This is a genomic window from Rhodococcus sp. B10 (genome assembly GCF_011770055.1).
Classification (GTDB): Bacteria; Actinomycetota; Actinomycetes; order Mycobacteriales; family Mycobacteriaceae; genus Rhodococcoides; species Rhodococcoides kyotonensis_B.
Genome location: NZ_JAAFYV010000004.1, coordinates 173,724 through 189,509 on the forward strand (window position 1 = coordinate 173,724; position 15,786 = coordinate 189,509).

17 protein-coding genes are annotated in these 15,786 nt (G+C 64.3%); 6 read left to right on the forward strand and 11 right to left on the reverse strand.

Annotated elements, in window-relative coordinates; translation table 11 throughout:
* Nucleotides 1–11: 11 nt before the first annotated feature.
* Nucleotides 12–890 carry an ATP-grasp fold amidoligase family protein gene (locus RhoFasB10_RS04350; protein ID WP_254303500.1) on the forward strand — a complete coding sequence of 293 codons (879 nt, stop codon included), beginning with the start codon at nt 12–14 and terminating at the stop codon, nt 888–890.
* Here RhoFasB10_RS04350 and RhoFasB10_RS04355 read toward each other — a convergent pair whose 3' ends face one another.
* The 5 genes from RhoFasB10_RS04355 to RhoFasB10_RS04375 are packed head-to-tail and all read right to left on the reverse strand — an operon-like array spanning nt 891 to nt 3,582.
* On the reverse strand, nt 891–1,325 hold the full coding sequence (locus tag RhoFasB10_RS04355) for an ATP-binding protein (RefSeq protein WP_068425649.1): 435 nt from the start codon (nt 1,323–1,325) through the stop codon (nt 891–893).
* 54 nt (nt 1,326–1,379) lie between these two features.
* Nucleotides 1,380–1,757, reverse strand: coding sequence for an anti-sigma factor antagonist (locus tag RhoFasB10_RS04360; RefSeq protein WP_068425652.1), 378 nt, complete (start codon nt 1,755–1,757; stop codon nt 1,380–1,382).
* Nucleotides 1,758–1,773: 16 nt separating this feature from the next.
* A complete protein-coding gene (locus RhoFasB10_RS04365; RefSeq protein ID WP_125833370.1) occupies nt 1,774–2,010 on the reverse strand; it encodes a hypothetical protein in 237 nt (78 codons plus the stop codon).
* A 35-nt stretch (nt 2,011–2,045) separates the two neighbouring features.
* Nucleotides 2,046–2,765, reverse strand: coding sequence for an ANTAR domain-containing protein (locus tag RhoFasB10_RS04370; RefSeq protein ID WP_167675247.1), 720 nt, complete (start codon nt 2,763–2,765; stop codon nt 2,046–2,048).
* Nucleotides 2,766–2,811: 46 nt separating this feature from the next.
* Nucleotides 2,812–3,582, reverse strand: coding sequence for a GAF domain-containing protein (locus tag RhoFasB10_RS04375; RefSeq protein ID WP_167675249.1), 771 nt, complete (start codon nt 3,580–3,582; stop codon nt 2,812–2,814).
* Nucleotides 3,583–3,945: 363 nt separating this feature from the next.
* Between RhoFasB10_RS04375 and RhoFasB10_RS04380 the strand changes: the two genes are divergently transcribed.
* Together RhoFasB10_RS04380 and RhoFasB10_RS04385 are read left to right on the forward strand one after the other, a co-directional pair.
* A complete protein-coding gene (locus RhoFasB10_RS04380) occupies nt 3,946–4,692 on the forward strand; it encodes an ANTAR domain-containing protein (RefSeq protein WP_167675251.1) in 747 nt (248 codons plus the stop codon).
* Nucleotides 4,693–4,856: 164 nt separating this feature from the next.
* On the forward strand, nt 4,857–5,063 hold the full coding sequence (locus RhoFasB10_RS04385) for a hypothetical protein (protein ID WP_068425664.1): 207 nt from the start codon (nt 4,857–4,859) through the stop codon (nt 5,061–5,063).
* A gap of 49 nt (nt 5,064–5,112) precedes the next feature.
* Here the strand turns inward: RhoFasB10_RS04385 and RhoFasB10_RS04390 are convergent, their stop codons facing one another.
* The gene (locus tag RhoFasB10_RS04390) at nt 5,113–5,445 is read right to left on the reverse strand and encodes a metalloregulator ArsR/SmtB family transcription factor (protein ID WP_240930870.1); all 333 of its coding nucleotides are present in this window, start codon (nt 5,443–5,445) and stop codon (nt 5,113–5,115) included.
* A 16-nt stretch (nt 5,446–5,461) separates the two neighbouring features.
* On the opposite strand from RhoFasB10_RS04390, the gene RhoFasB10_RS04395 reads away from it, so the two are divergent.
* Entirely contained in the window at nt 5,462–5,932 is a 471-nt protein-coding gene (locus RhoFasB10_RS04395) for an SRPBCC domain-containing protein (RefSeq protein WP_068425670.1), read from the forward strand.
* A gap of 223 nt (nt 5,933–6,155) precedes the next feature.
* Here the strand turns inward: RhoFasB10_RS04395 and RhoFasB10_RS04400 are convergent, their stop codons facing one another.
* The 3 genes from RhoFasB10_RS04400 to RhoFasB10_RS04410 are packed head-to-tail and all read right to left on the reverse strand — an operon-like array spanning nt 6,156 to nt 9,661.
* Entirely contained in the window at nt 6,156–7,544 is a 1,389-nt protein-coding gene (locus tag RhoFasB10_RS04400) for an amidohydrolase family protein (protein ID WP_167675253.1), read from the reverse strand.
* Between the two features lie 59 nt (nt 7,545–7,603).
* The gene (locus tag RhoFasB10_RS04405; protein ID WP_167675255.1) at nt 7,604–8,215 is read right to left on the reverse strand and encodes a class I SAM-dependent methyltransferase; all 612 of its coding nucleotides are present in this window, start codon (nt 8,213–8,215) and stop codon (nt 7,604–7,606) included.
* Nucleotides 8,216–8,260: 45 nt separating this feature from the next.
* A complete protein-coding gene (locus tag RhoFasB10_RS04410; protein ID WP_167675266.1) occupies nt 8,261–9,661 on the reverse strand; it encodes an HNH endonuclease signature motif containing protein in 1,401 nt (466 codons plus the stop codon).
* A gap of 135 nt (nt 9,662–9,796) precedes the next feature.
* Between RhoFasB10_RS04410 and RhoFasB10_RS04415 the strand changes: the two genes are divergently transcribed.
* Entirely contained in the window at nt 9,797–10,315 is a 519-nt protein-coding gene (locus RhoFasB10_RS04415) for an OsmC family protein (protein WP_157105302.1), read from the forward strand.
* A gap of 8 nt (nt 10,316–10,323) precedes the next feature.
* Here the strand turns inward: RhoFasB10_RS04415 and RhoFasB10_RS04420 are convergent, their stop codons facing one another.
* Together RhoFasB10_RS04420 and RhoFasB10_RS04425 are read right to left on the reverse strand one after the other, a co-directional pair.
* The gene (locus tag RhoFasB10_RS04420; protein ID WP_068425685.1) at nt 10,324–10,593 is read right to left on the reverse strand and encodes an antibiotic biosynthesis monooxygenase family protein; all 270 of its coding nucleotides are present in this window, start codon (nt 10,591–10,593) and stop codon (nt 10,324–10,326) included.
* 25 nt (nt 10,594–10,618) lie between these two features.
* Nucleotides 10,619–11,830 (reverse strand): hypothetical protein, encoded by a 1,212-nt coding sequence (locus tag RhoFasB10_RS04425; RefSeq protein WP_068425688.1) that lies wholly within the window; start codon nt 11,828–11,830, stop codon nt 10,619–10,621.
* A 415-nt stretch (nt 11,831–12,245) separates the two neighbouring features.
* Between RhoFasB10_RS04425 and RhoFasB10_RS04430 the strand changes: the two genes are divergently transcribed.
* Nucleotides 12,246–15,524: a protein kinase gene (locus tag RhoFasB10_RS04430; protein WP_068425691.1), complete on the forward strand. Its 3,279-nt coding sequence runs from the start codon at nt 12,246–12,248 to the stop codon at nt 15,522–15,524.
* The last annotated feature ends 262 nt before the right edge of the window (nt 15,525–15,786 follow it).

Below are 15,786 nucleotides of genomic sequence, written 5' to 3' on the forward strand. Positions count from 1 at the left end.
AACGAGCTCGTGTGCGTGAGCGCACTCGTGTGGTGCGGTGGTGGCGCCTGTGGCGGACGCGTCGCCCCGTCACCTTCACTGACAAGGTCAAGTACAAGATGCTTCGTGACCACCGCAGGCTACTGGTCACGTTCGCCGACAAGGCAGCGGTTCGTGATCATGTGGAATCCCTTGTCGGACCGGGCTTTCTACCGACTGTGTACGCGGTTCTGGACTCCCCGTCCGATCTCGTCGATCTCGAGCTCCCCGCCGAGTTCGTCATGAAGCCGACTCACGGCAGCGGGGCGGTCGTCGTCGTGTCGGACAACGCCGAACCGGACACCGAACTACCGCCGATCGACGCGTGCTGGAGCTACACACACGTCCGACCCAAGCGGGCCGATCGACGGCACCTGGCGGCGATCGCCGATTTCTGGACGCGTCAGCTGTACGGTCAAGGACCCAACCGGGAGTGGGCGTACGGCGCCGTTCCCCGTCGAATTCTGGTGGAAGAGCTGCTGACCGGGCCGCACGACGGTATCGCGGACGATTACAAGTTCTTCGTGTTCCACGGCCGGTGCGAGTTCGTACAAGTGGATACCGGACGCTTCGGTGGGCGGACCCAAGACTTCTACCGTCGTCCGTGGACCCACCTACCGCTGAGTGGGGGCCCGCCGCACGCAGATCCACCGCAGAACACACCGCCGAAGTTGGACACGATGATCGAGATCGCCGAAACGCTCTCGCGTGGCACGGATTTCGTACGCGTCGATCTGTACGTCGTGGGGTCCAGGATCGTCGTGGGCGAGCTGACGAGCTATCCGGCCGGCGGTAACAGCCCGTTCGAACCCGCGTCGTACGACCGTGAGTTCGGCCGGTACTGGACGGTACCGCGCAGATACACGGACTGATCAGCCGACGAACCAGTTCATGAGCACCGATGTCCCTGCATCGGAGTGATCGATGGACACCCCGTCGCACAGGGCCGTCATCAACGGAATACCGTTGCCGCGCACCGGATTCGACGCCGGTCTCTGCCACACACCGTGATCGACGACGACCACCTGCAGCGCCCGCTCGACGGTCGAGTAACCCGCTCTCAGGTCGAGAGTCCCAGTTGTGTCCAAGTCGCGGTACGCATGCTCGACGACATTGGCCATCGCCTCGTAGACGGCGAGAGCGATGTCGGCGCTGCGGTCGTCGTCGAAGTCGGTGATGCCGAGCCATCCGACGAGCGCATGTCGTATACCGCTGATTGCCTCACCGTGGGCGGGAACGTCCAGGAACACGAATTCGCTGGGACCGACGCCGGGTACGGGATCGAAGTCGGCCGACAATCCAGTCATAGGCGAGCCATACCCGATATCGCCGAAATATCGCGGGCCCTTGCGAAAAAGAGCCTACGAGTCCACGGCGTCGATCGCGGAGTCCAGATCGGTGAACACCGTGATCGTTCGGTCCAGCCCCGTGATGGTCAACGGTCGACGCGTCGCGGGGCCGTCCGCGACGACCGCGAACGTGCCGAAAGGCGTCACCCGTCCACTGATTTCGACCAGAACGGTCAGTCCCACCGAGGCGAGAAAGGTGACTCCGGACAGGTCGACGACCAAGGCGTCGATACGGGATCCGGTCAGCACGGAATCGAGGGACCGAGACAGATGCGGCGCCGTCGCCAGGTCGATTTCGCCGCGCACAGCTACCACGGTGACGGAACCTGCGTGCTTCACCGTGACATCCAACGGAGGTTGTGCCACTTCGAGTCCCTGGGTGTGAGCCATCCTGCTGCCGTCGAGTCTAGTCCTGCACGTCGTCGATGCCGTTGCTGTTCCGGCGCCTCGACCGCAAACGCCGGTACTTCACCACCCAGGAAATCACGACGGCACACCACCCGACCGCGATCACGATGCCACCCCAGAGTGCAGCCTTGGCAAGGCTGTGATCCGAGTAGACGTATCCGATGCCGCCCCACAACGCGCCCACTACGACGAACAGCGCCATGACCGAGAGCGCCGACTGTGTCGTCTTGTTCACCACCACGAAGTTTTCCTACCCACAATGGGCAGCGATCATTCCTCCCGGTCCGTGCTTCCGATCACGACGTCGCCGCCTGCTGCTATGCGACGGGCGACGTCGACGATCGGGCTGCCGGTCCGCCGCGCGAGACCGCGCAGGACGTCGTGAGCAGCGCCGATATCCAGTCCGTGCCGCTCGGCGATGATCCCGACGGCGAACTCGGTGTCGGCGGTGTCTGCGGCATCGGCGCGAACGGCGTCGGATCGGTGACGGCGCTCGCCGTCGTCGGACAGCCGTAGCGCGGCACCCGCCAGGTCGGCGAGCACCTGAACGCTCATCGCGTCGCGCGGGGTTCGCATCCACGGCTCCTCGGTTCCGACGACGACGGCCCCCACCGGTCCGCCGTCGATGCGGATCGGATAGGCCCGCACTGCGGCGAGGCCGACACCGACGGCGTCCGACGCGAACGCGGCCCAGCGCGTCGACGGTTCCGCGGTGTCGTCGACGACGACGACGGCATTGGTCGCGACGCTCGTCGATGCCACGCCCATGAAGACCGAGTCCGGAGGCGCGGCCGATTCGTCGGTGGACGCGGCGACCACGAACGACGTCGGGTACGAGGCGACCACGGCCGCGCACGACCCGGATACGACGGCCATCGCCTGCTGCGCGATGGCATCGAGAATCTCGTGCGAGTCGCGGTGGACGGGTGCGGTGAGCATGCCGCTGACCGATGCCAGACGGGTGGTCACGGGAACGGTGTTGTCGGTCATCTCTACCTCTCGGGCGTTACTGGGGACGATGTCGGCGGCGTCCACCTCATGTCTCGCCCTGCGTGAATGTCGTTCGGTGTGCAACTACGTCGTCGGCGATCTCGGTGAGCGAGCGCTGCTCCAGATAGGCCCTGGCCCGCATCGCGGACAGCGCATCGGCGAACGTGACGTCCAACTGCACCGACACCATGCCCGCCGCATAGTTGATCTGCGGCCTGGAGAACTCGGAATCCCAGATACCGCGTCGATGTCCGTCCTGGTTCAGCTCTTCGGCGCCGTTGCCGTCGATTCCGTCACCCGCGCCGAAGTACGTCAGCACCACCTGCCCGACGATGTCCGCACCGCGTTCCATCGCCGCATACTCGTCGGGTGTCGGATCGCCTGCGCGTGTCCGATACAGCTCGAGCACACCGAACACCGTCGACGCGACCCGCAACGGGAAGGTGAAGACAGCCGCAGCCCCGGCCGCGGTCGCATCGTTCGCGAACGCGAGCCAGCGATGCTCGTACTCTTTCCGACGCAGATCCGGGCACAGGACCGGCTGCCCCGAGCTGAACGCGTCGAGGCAAGGACCCAGGCCCGCGGTGAACTGGATGTCGTCGAGGTAGTGGGCGACGGCATTGCTGGCGTACACCAACTCTCGGGCTCCCGACGGCGCCATGAGCGTGACCGCACCACCGTCGGCGTTCGTGCTGCTCGTGACGGCGTCGCACGCCTGGGAGAGCAACACACGCGACGGGCTGCTGTCCGCGGCGGGAACGCTCCTGCCGGTCAGCTCTGGGCCGTCGTCCTCGTGGCCCGACGCCGATGATGTCATGGCGGACTCCTGCACTCGGTGTGATCGACTTTCGTCTACCACTGGTCCGTTGTTCCGGATCCGAGATACGTGTGAGTTGCCTGCCGATGCTGCATCACCGAGTTCATGATGTCGGGTCAACTTCCCTCTCAGTGCGCCAACCGCACTGAAACGGACGAAGGTAACGCCCACCTCGACGGCGAACGCACCTCGGCGGGCGTAAGTTCTTCACCCTGTGATTTCGAGCGGTTGCTTGATAATTGCGTCTAGCGTACGACCTTAGATGACTCTCCGCGCCACGCACGGCATACCGTTCGGAAGGTTTACGATGTCGCCGAGACAAGCGTCGCCATACCAGGTGACGAGTGAGGCGACACGATAGCGATGGCCGACGACAGCAGTCCTCAGCGCGGCGGACCCCTGTGGGAGTCGGATCCCGAGTTGGCCTCCGCCGTCGAGATCCGCCTGTCGCTTCCCATCCGCGGTAGCGACGATCTGATCGAACTGATGGCACGCGTAGCGGCCATCGCCGTGCAGCATATCGCCGGTGCCGATCACGCGGGCATCACCGCCGCATTCGACGACATCGCGCCGTTCACGGTTGCTCCGACCGACGAACGAGTGTCGACGTTCGACCGCGCACAGTACGAGTTCGACGGCGGCCCATGCCTGCTGGCCGCGCGAACGGATCGCATCGTGCATTTCGATCTCGCCGAGATGGGGCAACTGTGGCCCGACCTGTCCATCACGGCCCATCAGAGCAGCATTCGCCGAGTGACCGCAGCGCCGTTGCACCATCGGGCCATCTCGGTCGGCTCGCTGAATCTCTACACCGACCACAGCACCGCGGCGACGATACTCACCACGTCCGAATTGCTGCCGGTTCTGCTCGGACACCTCGACCGCGGACTCGACGAATTCGGACTGCACCTCACGTCGACGGCGTTGGCCCACGAACTGATGCAGGGCGTCGAGACCCGCGCACTGATCGACAACGCCATCGGGGTGATCATGGGGCTGAGGCACTGTTCGGACACGCAGGCGGCCGATCTCCTCGACGCGAAGGCGCGCACCGAGAACATCGGCCGTCGCGACGCCGCGCGACGGGTTCTCGACGATCGAGCACTGTGATGTGGCGCAGGCCCGGACCTGGCGTCGGACGTGACGTTGATCGCTGAAGGTTTGAGCGTCAACGTGCTCGACGTCGGTTTTCAGGTCGAAAGTAAAAGAATGGTTATATAGAAAGTCGCCGAGCCCGCTTGAAATTTCATGAACAGACCGCGCATTCTGGAGTCATGGCTACCACCACCGACATCGCGCCCGAGGAACAGCGAGCACTGGACGAGATCGTGTCTCGTCTGTCGGAGAAATTCCCCGAGACGGACTCGTCCACAGTCGAATCCGCTGTTGCGGACGCGCACCGCCGTTTCGACGACACGAAGATCCGCGACTTCGTTCCGCTGTTCGTCGAGCGGCACGCGACCTCAGCTCTGGCGAACTAGGCGCTGCGCGCCCGTGCGCGCGAATGTGCACCCCGCTATACATTCGCGCTCACGACTCCGGCTCGTCGAGCCGACCCAGCAGCTCCACCGCAGCCCGGGCGTACTCCCCGATCCAGCGATCCGAAATTCGCTTGATCGGCAGCGGAGCCAGCGACAGATGCCGCTCACGCCCGACCTTCCGTCCCGTCACCAGTTCGGCCTTCTCGAGCACACGCAGGTGTTGCAGAGTGGTCGTGCGATCGACCTCGGGCAGCAGTGCGCACAGCTCACCGGTCGTACGTGGGGACTCCTTGAGGATGTCGAGCATGCGCCGACGGATCGGCGCGGCGAGGGCCTTGAAGACCGCATCGTCGTCGTCGGTCTTGTGCTCGATTCGGGACATGTTGTAAAAATACAACATGACTGAAAATCTGACGGAACTGTCCTTCACCGTGTCGGGTCGGATTTCGCGTCCGATCGCCGAGGTCTACGAAGCGGTGGCCGATCCCGCGCAGCTGTCCCAATACTTCACCACCGGCGGGGCACGTGGCCGCCTCGAACCAGGGGCCGAAGTGTCGTGGGATTTCCACGATTTCCCGGGCGCGTTCCCTGTCCACGTCGTCGAGGCAGACCCGCCGAACCGCATCGTCATCCGATGGGGCGGCGAAGCCACGACCGCCGAAGATGGCCACACCACAACGACTTTCGAGTTCGAGTCGCTCGACGACGACACCCGCACACTCGTCACGATCACCGAGTCGTCATGGACGCCCACCGCCGACGGCGCCAAGAACGCGTTCGGCAACTGCCAGGGTTGGACCGGCATGCTCGCTGCGATGAAGGTCTGGATCGAACACGGCATCACCCTGCGGGAGGGCTTTTACAAATAGCGGCGCGTTATCTGGCCGACGCCACCTCGTTACCTCTCCGTGTCCATTCGGGTTCCACTGCAGAGACATGGGCCTGTCAGGCTCATCCGTAGAACTTCCCGCCTGCGAAAGAGAGGAATCCGATGACAAGCCCGGAGCACGCCGACGAGGTCGAGACTCGACCCGCATCGTTCCTGCAGATGTTCGTCGACGCAGATACGCGCGACAACACCGAACCCGTCGGCTAGATCCCCGCTCGTCCGCGGATGGACGCCATGGCGTCCTGCGCCTCCGCGAGAAGGCCGTCGACGTCGACGCGTACGAGTCGATGGTCCCGCTTGTGCACGACACCGTCGATCATCACGAACGACACATTCGACGGATTCGCAGCCCTCACCGCGAGCGTGGTGGCGTCGTAGACCGGCGCCGTGTTGATCGAATCAGATTGCACCAGAACGAGATCCGCCGGCCTCCCCTCGGCCAGCACTCCCGCGACGTCGCCCAGACCCAGCGACCGCGCCCCTCCGGCAGTTGCCCAGTCCAGCACCGTCGCATCGGCGACGACGCCCTGCTTCGCGTCCATTCCCCCAGGCAGGTCGGCGGTCAGCTTCATGACGCCGAACATGTCCGCACTGCCGGACAACACCGTGTTGTCGACGGACAGACCGATCGGCACTCCGGCTGCCTGCATCGCAGCGATGGGCGGAAGCCCGTATCCCACTTGCAGTTCCGTCCACGGGCTGATCGACACCGGCGACTGGGCCCGTGCAATCGCGTCCAGATCAGCAGGACTGGCCGCGGTCAGATGAACCAGTTGCACATCCGGGCCGAGTCCTCCACGCGCATCCAGCTTTTCGACGCCACCGAGTGCCGCGGCCTCTGCGTTCGACGCCATATGGGTTGTGATCGGCAACCCGGCCGAACGTGCGGTGTCCCATTCCTGTTGCCAGACAGCATCTTCGGACCGGTCGGGTCCGCGTGCGCAGATTCCCAGCGACACCAGGCCGTCGGGCAGCGACCCGGCGAACTCTCTCAGGTGCGTCAAATTCATCGGCTCGGCAGCACCCAGCGCCTGGGGATAGCCGTACGCGAATCGCCCACGAACGCCCGACGAATGCATCGCCTCGAACTCCGCTTCGGCGTGCGCGGGGCTGATCACGTTGTGCGCCCAGTTGTGCACGGTCGTGATACCGCCGTTCACCGCCTCCGCCAACGCCAGTCGCACGCCGAGTCCGCTGTCCTCGGGCGAGAACAGCCCGGAGATCGACGCCATGCTGGGCGCGAATCCGCCTTTCGACGTCTGCCCGAACCCACGGGCCAGCGAGTTCCACATGTGCCAATGGGTGTCGACGAGCCCCGGCAGAGCAATGCATCCGGATGCATCGACGACGTCGGCCCCCTCTGCCGACAGCCCGGTGCCGATCTCGGTGATGCGTCCGTCGTCGACGCGGATGTCGGCGTCGGTCAACTCGCCCCTCGCGGGGTCCATCGTGAGTACCGAACTCGTCCGCCGAACAAGAAAAGACCCGGTGTTCGACGCCTTGGCGTCGGCACATCCGGCGAGAGTGGCTGCGGCCCCGAGGGAGGCCGCGACTCCACTGAGGATGGCTGCTCGTCGTGAAATGTCTGGCACGATCGCTCCTGCCGAAAAAGTCCGATTGTCTTATCAAACCCCACAGTACGGACTGACGGTCAACGACGCCGGGCGACCATTGCCCCGTGCGACCTGGTGTCCGGTTCGTGCCTGGTCAGGGTCTCGATCACGTCGAAGTCGGCAGCTTCCACTACGGCGCACAACCGTTCGACCGGCCATCGGTACGCGGTGACGACGGCGTGGTCGAACGGCTCGAGCTCGGACCATTCGAAGAACCCGAGCAGCAGTGTGCCACCGGGGCGGAGTGCGCGTGCGAACTCGGCCAGCGGTTCCGCGATCCGGTCGGGCTTGTGATGAATCGTGGAGTACCAGCTCAGAACTCCGCCGAGCGAACGGTCGTCGACACCGAGAGATGCGAAATCGCCGACGCGGAAACCTGTCTCCGGGGATTGCCGACGCGCGTGGTCGACGAACGTCTCGGACAGGTCGACGCCCTCGACGTCGATACCCAGCGAGGCGAGGAGACGTGTCCAATGCCCCGGACCGCACCCGGCGTCGACGACGGGTCCGGTCAGCGTTCTGGCCCAGGCGGAGATGAGCGCACGGTCGTCGGGATGGACGGATTCCAGAGTTCCGCAGACGTCGACGTACTCCGCTGCACGTTCGGAGTACGCAGCCGCCACCGTCTCACCCGAGTAGGAATGTCGCACCTGCCCAGACTGCCATGTCGACCGCAGACCGAGCCGAAAATGGTTCTACGCCGCCTGTTTTCGTCGGCGGTGGAAGCTGGGCCAGGGTGTCCGGTCGGGGTCGACGACGGCGGGCGGGATGCAGTAGGGGTGTCCGTCGTCGCCGATCAGTAGTTGCCAGTCGGTGTTGTGGATCTCGTTGTGGCATGCCCCGCACACCAATGCCGAGTTGTTCAGATCCGTCGTACCGCCGTCGACCCAGTACTTCACGTGGTGCACGATGCACCACTGCGCGGGTTTGCCGCATTTGATGCAGCACCGGTCCCGAACCACCACCGCTGCCCGTAGCCAGGGCGGTGCGAGGCGTTCGCTGCGGCCCATCGCCAACGGCACACCGGCATCGTCGACGATCACCGGCGCCAGGTTTGCATCACAGGACAGCATCTCGGTGAGCCGTCGACTGATCGGGCCGGTCCACGACAGCATGAACGGCCACCCCGGATCGTCCGGACCAGCGCCACCAGGACCAGGACCAGGACCAGGACCAGCGTCAGCGCCGGTACCCGTTCCCGTGCCGGCGTCGCCGGTGGGCGCGTTCCGATCCGGCCGCAGCAGATCTTTCAACCCGACGACCAGGTTGACGTTGGCCCGCACGCCGCCTTGTTTCGGAGACTTCCCGCCCTGGATGTGCAGGTCCAGCATCCGGTCCAGCCCGTCCGCGCGGCGCTGCGACGCGGTCCGCGGATCCGGGGTGCCATCGGGTGACGGTTCGGGTTTCGACAGCGGTGAGAGCACCGACTGCAGTTTTTCCGCGAGCAGGATGTCGAGGTTGCCTTTGAGTTGCATCCGCCCGTTCGGCAACGGATACAGATCGAGGGTGTTCATCGCCCGGTTCTCCGACAACGGCACCGGAACCGGCCCCAACGGCGCGACATCGTCGTCGTCATCGGGGTCGGGGTTGTCGGCGTCTCGGCGGGCACGTTCCTGCTCGTAGCGCACACGGGCGGCTTCGGCGGCTGCGTGGGCGAGCTCGGCGGCGCGCCGGGACACCCCGAACACGGTGTGATCGCGGGCGTGATCCAACAAGGTTGCGACCACACGAGCCAATTCGTCGTCGGACAGGGTGGGGTCGGCGGTGCGAACCGAATCGTGCCCGGCGACTATGGCACGAATATGGTCACCGTGGATGTCTCCTTTCACGGCCGCGTCGAACACGTTCGTGTGGATGTCGAGCCAGTACCCCCACGTGATGTGACGTTCGGCTTCGGTTTCGGTGATCCGCGCGGTGCGCGCATACCAGCGTTTGGTCTCCGACGAGCCCAACGACAGTGCGAGTCCGCGCCGGTCGATCTCGGCGACCGTCCTGTATTTCCGTGCCAAGACACCGGATTCGGTCACACACGCAGCCTCGAGGCCGGACACACAGTCCCGATCCGACAACCCCGCCAAGCCCCCCGACTCGTCCATGCCGCGCAAAGTACACCGCACCACCGACAGAAACCGGAGCCCTGCAACCCTTCCGATCACGCTGAGTGGATACCTATCGCTGCGGGTTCTCGCGCAGAAGACTCGACAGCGATTTCACACAAGCCGAAGGAGTGGATCATGACTACCAGCACCGTGCTCAACAACGTCGACATCGAGACCGTCGGTGGCCTGATCCAGGCCATCGAGACCGACCCGGCCAAAGCGCAGACCACCTGGGCCGCCCATGTGACGTGGAAGGGCGCGTTCGCGTCGGAAGCCAGAATTCGCACGTTCGAGCCGTCGAAGTCCGACGAGCCACCGGCCCTCGGGGGCGGGGACACCGCTCCGAACCCCGTCGAGCAGCTGTTGGGAGCACTCGGTAACTGCTTGGCAGTCGGTTATGCCGCCAACGCGACCGTCGCCGGCATCGAGTTGAAGGCCCTTCGGGTCGATGTGAAGGGTGACCTGGACCTGCACGTGTTCCTCGGCTTGAAGGACGGGCACGCCGGGTTCGACTCCATCACGGCGACGGTGACCATCGACTCCGACGCGCCCGCCGAGCAGATCGAGGAACTGCACGCCAAGGTTCAGGCCAGCTCACCCGTCGGCCACACCCTGCAGAACGCGGTGCCCGTCGACGTTCGGCTCGGCTGAGCGGACCTTCAGCCTGCCGTCACATCGAATTCGCGGACGTCGGCGTCGAGGATCGCGGCCTGCTGGCCCGAGTCGGGTCCCGATCCTCGAAACGCCGCCAGTTCTTCCCGCGTGGACCAACATTCGTACACATTGATGCGCGACGGGTCGATCAGATCCGCCCCGAGTGCGAAGTCGAGGCAGCCGTCGGCGCTTCGTGCGAGTCGCACCACCCCCACACATCCGTCGAGGTAGGCGTCTCGGTCACTCACGGTCAGGTATCCGGCAACGATGATCATGCGGGTGTAGACCGTCGTCGCGCGTTCAAATCACCGCCGACGCAACCGCCAGCGCAATTCCCTGCAGCATCGCTCGATCCAACGACTTCGTATTCGACGCGAACTCCACGTCGATTCTCGTTCCCGACGGTTTCACGAGCAGAACGTTCTCGATGGGCTTCCCATCGAGGCTCGCGCTCGCCGTTCCGGGTTGGTCGTCGCGAAACTGAGCTCCGTCGGAGAGGGTGAGCGCCGGGCCCTCGGGTTCCTGGTAGTCGGCATCGGAGACCGAGATCGTCAGCGCGTCGCCTCCGGCGAGCACGGACCCACAGGCACTACTCGTCCCCTCCGGTGACACCCGCAGCGCTCCGAGCGGGCGATCCAGGGCCACAGGCGCATCGATCGAGCGCCAGAAGCCGTCGAGCGCCGCATTGATGTTCTGGACTATCTCGTCGGTGAACTGGCCGCTCTCGAGACCTGTCGTGGCACACGGAAGGGGAACGGGAAGAACGTCGCCAGGCACCGGCGTCGACCACAGCAGCTCAGGAATCGCCGCGAGGGATCGAAGCTCGTCGATCGACATGGGAACGGTTCCAGTGCTGCGGAATTCGTCGTCGCGATCGGACGCCGACGCTGTGATTCGTGTGCCGTCGGTCGCGTAGATCCGAGCCACGTTGGTGTAGATGCGCTCGCCGCTGTATTCGCTCCAGGTGTCCTGAACGTCCACCACGGTTCCGTCGGACACAGTTTCACGTGAATCGAGCCAGCCCGCCTGGCATGGACGCGGTCCGTCATCGGATCGAGTTACGTTGACTGTCAACGATCCTGCGGTTCCGTCACGAATCACCGACGCTTCGGCTGTTGTGCCAGCGTCGAATTCGGGACTTACGAATGGAACTGGCTGGAAGACGAACGGATCCGAGTAGAACAGCGCGCGGCTGCCGGCTACCACCTCGATGTCGTCGGGCAGGGCTTCTTGGATCGCGAGCGACATCGCGTTCGCCTTCGTCGACGTCAGCCACGGGTAGTCCGGGTGGTCGTACCCTTCGAGACCTGATCGCGCAAAGCCATAGGAGACCGAATCTTCCGGCGGTTCGACGGTGTCACATCCCGGAATGTCGACAGGATATTCGACGGGTTCGCTGGCGTAACTCGACGACGCCTCCACCGGATCATTCGTCACGCCTGCAACGACTACACCCGCTCCCACGATTGCCACAACCACCAACGAATCCGTCCACGCCCATTTTTTGCTCATCGTCAGCTGTCGTCGCCCGAGATGTCCGTTCCGTTACGCAGGGTGCCGACATCGGATGTATCGCGACGTGCGGGAAGCACCGAGCATCCATCGATCGGAATGCGGTTGTCGCGCGCAGGCAGGAGATAACAGGCGTCGAACAATCCGTCCACATTCCGAGATGCGGTACAGGCGACGAGGGAAAATCGCGGGACGGCCAAAGGTATCAGACGACTTTCGCCGGATACAGGACTAGGTGCCGAACCCCGCCGACAGCGCTGAGTGACGCCTTCGCACAAGAACGAGCCGCGTCGTTCGAATCGCTCTATCCTGGAGATACAGCGCCGAGAGGAATAGCCCACGGTGTAGCGACGCTGGTCTTGCCGTCGGGGCCAGCGGTGGGACGGGCAAGCCGACGGAGTGAGTAGTCCGTTCGATGCGTTCCGAAGACCCACTCGACACGCAGCGGTACCCGCCGTCGCCTGCCGCCGAGTTGGCCGACTTGGGGTTCACCGAGGCAACGGAGATCGGCCATGGCGGCTTCGGCGTCGTGTACCGCTGCAATGAAAGCGAATTGGAACGACTTGTCGCGGTCAAGGTTCTGACGGTCGAGCTCGACCAGGAGAACAAGTCCCGCTTCTTTCGGGAACAGCAGGCGATGGGGCAACTGACCGGCCATCCGAACATCGTCAACGTCTTGCAGGTCGGTTCGACCGACAGCGGGCGCTTGTTCATCGTGATGCCCTATCACCAGCTCGATTCGCTGGAGAGTCGAATTCGACGTGACGGTCCTCTTCCGCTCGACGAAGCATTACGGCTGGGGGTGAAGATTGCCGGCGCAGTGGAGACGGCGCACGGGCTCGGCATCCTGCATCGCGACATCAAACCCGCGAACATCCTGCTCAGCGACTACGGCGAGCCGGAGCTTGCTGATTTCGGCATCGCTCACATCAGCGGAGGTTTCGAAACTACGTCCGGCGCGGTCACCGGATCGCCTGCATACACCGCACCGGAAGTACTGGCGGGCAACCCGCCCACGGTGGCAGCCGACGTGTACAGCCTGGGCGCCACGTTGTTCAGCGCGTTGACCGGCCACGCTGCGTTCGAGAGACGCAGCGGCGAGCAGGTTGTAGCCCAGTTCTTGCGTATCACCCAACAGTCGATCCCCGACCTCCGCGAACATGGGATACCCGACGACGTGTCCTCAGTCGTCGCGCGAGCGATGTCGCGCGCTCCGGACGATCGTCCTCGCACGGCATCGGAGTTCGGGGAGGAACTGAGACAGGTGCAGCACGATCTCGGCTTTCCGATGGACGACATGGCCCTTCGAGAGGAGCACCGCAGCGAGACCGATGCGAAGGCCGACGCGTCGTCCGCGAGATCGAAAGGCTCGGCGCGGCCACGTCCTCCGTCAGGATTGGGTGGAGCGACCGGAAATCTTCCGCTCGAGCTGACCAGTTTCATCGGTCGACGCAGCGAACTCACCGCGGCCAAGAACTTGTTGTCCAGTTCCCGCTTGGTCACGTTGACGGGTATCGGGGGCGTCGGCAAGACCCGTCTTGCAGTACGCGTGGCGTCGAGCGTGCAGCGTGACTTCGCCGATGGTGTCCGCCTCGTCGAGATGGCCGAACTACGTGGAATGTCCGCGCTGGTCGATGCGGTCGCTGCCGCTGTCGGCGTCCGTGGTCAGTCCGCACGGTCGATGCGTGAAGTGTTGACCGATGTTCTTTCACGCAAAGAGCTGTTGCTCCTGCTCGACAACTGTGAGCACATGGTGTCCGAAGCTGCGGAGTTGTGCCAGGAATTGTTGACAGTGTGTCCCGGGCTGAAAATTCTGGCCACGAGCCGCGAGGCACTCGGCATCGCTGGTGAATCCATACTCCGAGTTCCGCCTCTGAAGGTTCCGGACCCCAGCAGTCACCCATCGCTTCGCGCGGTGCCCAGGTACGACGCTGCAAGTCTGTTCGTCGAACGCGCAGCCAGTGCGGCACCAGGTTTCGCACTCACCGAGGACAACATCGAGGCTGTTCTGGGGATCTGCCGCCGCCTCGACGGTCTGCCTCTGGCGATCGAATTGGCTGCCGCCAGGTTACGGATGATGTCGCCGGAACAGATCCTGCAACGGCTGACCGACCGATACACACTCTTGACACGCGGCAGCAGGGGCGCGCCGGACCGGCAGCAGACACTGCGCCTCAGCATCAACTGGAGTTACGACCTGTGTACCGCGTCGGAGAAGCTCGTGTGGGGACGGCTGGCGGTCTTCGCCGGAAGCTTCGATCTCGACGCCGCAGAGCAGGTGTGCAGTACAGGCATGTCCCCGGACGAGCTGCTCGACACGTTGACCGCACTCGCGGACAAGTCGATCCTCATCAGGGACAAGAACGGGTCCGCCATGCGGTTTCGCATGCTCGAGACGCTCCGGGAATACGGTTTCGAGAAACTCGAACGTACCGGCGAGACCTTGATCATGCGTCGCCGTCATCGAGACTGGTTCGAGAGCCTGGCAACCGACGCGGAAGACGACTGGATCAGTCCTCGGCAGCTCGATTGGATCGCCCGCCTGAAGCAAGAACAGCCGAATTTTCGAGAAGCCCTCGAGTTCGACATCGACGACGATCCGGGTTCCGGGCTGCGCACCGCAACGGCGCTCTACTGGTTCTGGCTGTCCCAAGGCTCGTACAGCGAAGCCCGCGAGTGGTTGACACGGCTGCTCGAACGTATGACCGGAAAACCTACTGTCGAATGGGTGAAAGCCCTCTACTGCGCGGGCGCGATGGCGAACGTGCAGGACGACGTCGGAGCGGGCGTCGAACTCGCAGACAAGGCGCGAGCGTTGGCCGCCGACAAGGACGATCCCATGATGCAGGCGTTGGTTGCCAACGCAGATGGCACGGTTGCGCTCCACAGTGGAGACATCGCGAGGGCCTCGTCGTTCTTCGAAAAGTCGGCGCCTCTCTTCCGCCGAATCGGACACCGAACGTTGGAGACGGCCACGATGCACCTCCTGGGGCTGGCGTACGGATTGAACGGACAGACCCGCAAGGCGATCGAGTGGCACGAACAAGTCCTTGCTCTCACTGCGGAGCAGGACGAGAAGATGTACCGCTCGCGTTCGTTGTGGGCAATGGCCGTCGACGTCTGGAGGCAAGGCGAATCCGACCGTGCAGTCCGGCTGCTCGAGGAGGCCTTGGGCGCCACTCGACTCCTCCGCAACCCCCGCATGACCGCATCGTCTCTCGCTGCACTGGCGTGGATCACCCTCGGGCAGAACGATCCGACTCGGACGGCGGTCCTGCTGGGGGCGGCCGACGGAGTGGCACGATCTTTCGGCAGCTCACCTGTCATCCATCCCAATCTGATGGTTTTTCAGGACATGTGCACGAGAGGAGCCCGCGAGCAGCTCGGTAAGGCCTTCGACGCAGAGTACCGACGTGGAACACAGTTGGGCATGGACGAGGCAATCGCATACGCACTGCGCGAGCGTCCGTCCGGTGCCACGAAACCCGACGCGACTGCATCGGAGCGCTTGACCAAGAGGGAACGAGAAGTCGCAGCCCTCGTCACGGAGGGCTTGACCAATCAGGCCATTGCCGACCGGCTCGTGATCTCGCCCAGAACCGCGCAGGGGCATGTGGAGCACATTCTCGCCAAGCTCGGCTTCACCTCACGTGCTCAGGTTGCAGCCTGGGTCGCCGACCAGACGCATGAGTAGCCGACTCGACGCGATCCCCTTCATGTCATCGGCCGTGCAGTCGGTCGCGGCACAGGCTGCCAGGCCCGAAGAATCTCCTGACAAAGGGCGGCTTTGACCGCAGTGAACCGACGCGGTTCCGTCGACCTCGGCATCAGAGCAGCCTGCACCATATGAAGGAACTTGAGGCGCGAAACCCCGAACTTGACGAACACGGTCTCCGCGTCGGCTCCGCCGTACGGCGCCCACTCGATCGCAAAAATGAGCAGCACCTGTTCGGTAC

Excerpts from the sequence above, each read along its gene's own strand:
- RhoFasB10_RS04410 (WP_167675266.1), bottom strand. The coding sequence starts at position 9,661 with ATGGACGAGTCGGGGGGCTTGGCGGGGTTGTCGGATCGGGACTGTGTG.
- RhoFasB10_RS04425 (WP_068425688.1), bottom strand. The coding sequence starts at position 11,830 with ATGAGCAAAAAATGGGCGTGGACGGATTCGTTGGTGGTTGTGGCAATC.
- RhoFasB10_RS04385 (WP_068425664.1), top strand. The coding sequence starts at position 4,857 with ATGGCTACCACCACCGACATCGCGCCCGAGGAACAGCGAGCACTGGAC.
- RhoFasB10_RS04395 (WP_068425670.1), top strand. The coding sequence starts at position 5,462 with ATGACTGAAAATCTGACGGAACTGTCCTTCACCGTGTCGGGTCGGATT.
- RhoFasB10_RS04420 (WP_068425685.1), bottom strand. The coding sequence starts at position 10,593 with ATGATCATCGTTGCCGGATACCTGACCGTGAGTGACCGAGACGCCTAC.
- RhoFasB10_RS04390 (WP_240930870.1), bottom strand. The coding sequence starts at position 5,445 with ATGTCCCGAATCGAGCACAAGACCGACGACGACGATGCGGTCTTCAAG.
- RhoFasB10_RS04370 (WP_167675247.1), bottom strand. The coding sequence starts at position 2,765 with ATGACCGACAACACCGTTCCCGTGACCACCCGTCTGGCATCGGTCAGC.
- RhoFasB10_RS04380 (WP_167675251.1), top strand. The coding sequence starts at position 3,946 with ATGGCCGACGACAGCAGTCCTCAGCGCGGCGGACCCCTGTGGGAGTCG.
- RhoFasB10_RS04430 (WP_068425691.1), top strand. The coding sequence starts at position 12,246 with ATGCGTTCCGAAGACCCACTCGACACGCAGCGGTACCCGCCGTCGCCT.
- RhoFasB10_RS04360 (WP_068425652.1), bottom strand. The coding sequence starts at position 1,757 with ATGGCTCACACCCAGGGACTCGAAGTGGCACAACCTCCGTTGGATGTC.
- RhoFasB10_RS04375 (WP_167675249.1), bottom strand. The coding sequence starts at position 3,582 with ATGACATCATCGGCGTCGGGCCACGAGGACGACGGCCCAGAGCTGACC.
- RhoFasB10_RS04355 (WP_068425649.1), bottom strand. The coding sequence starts at position 1,325 with ATGACTGGATTGTCGGCCGACTTCGATCCCGTACCCGGCGTCGGTCCC.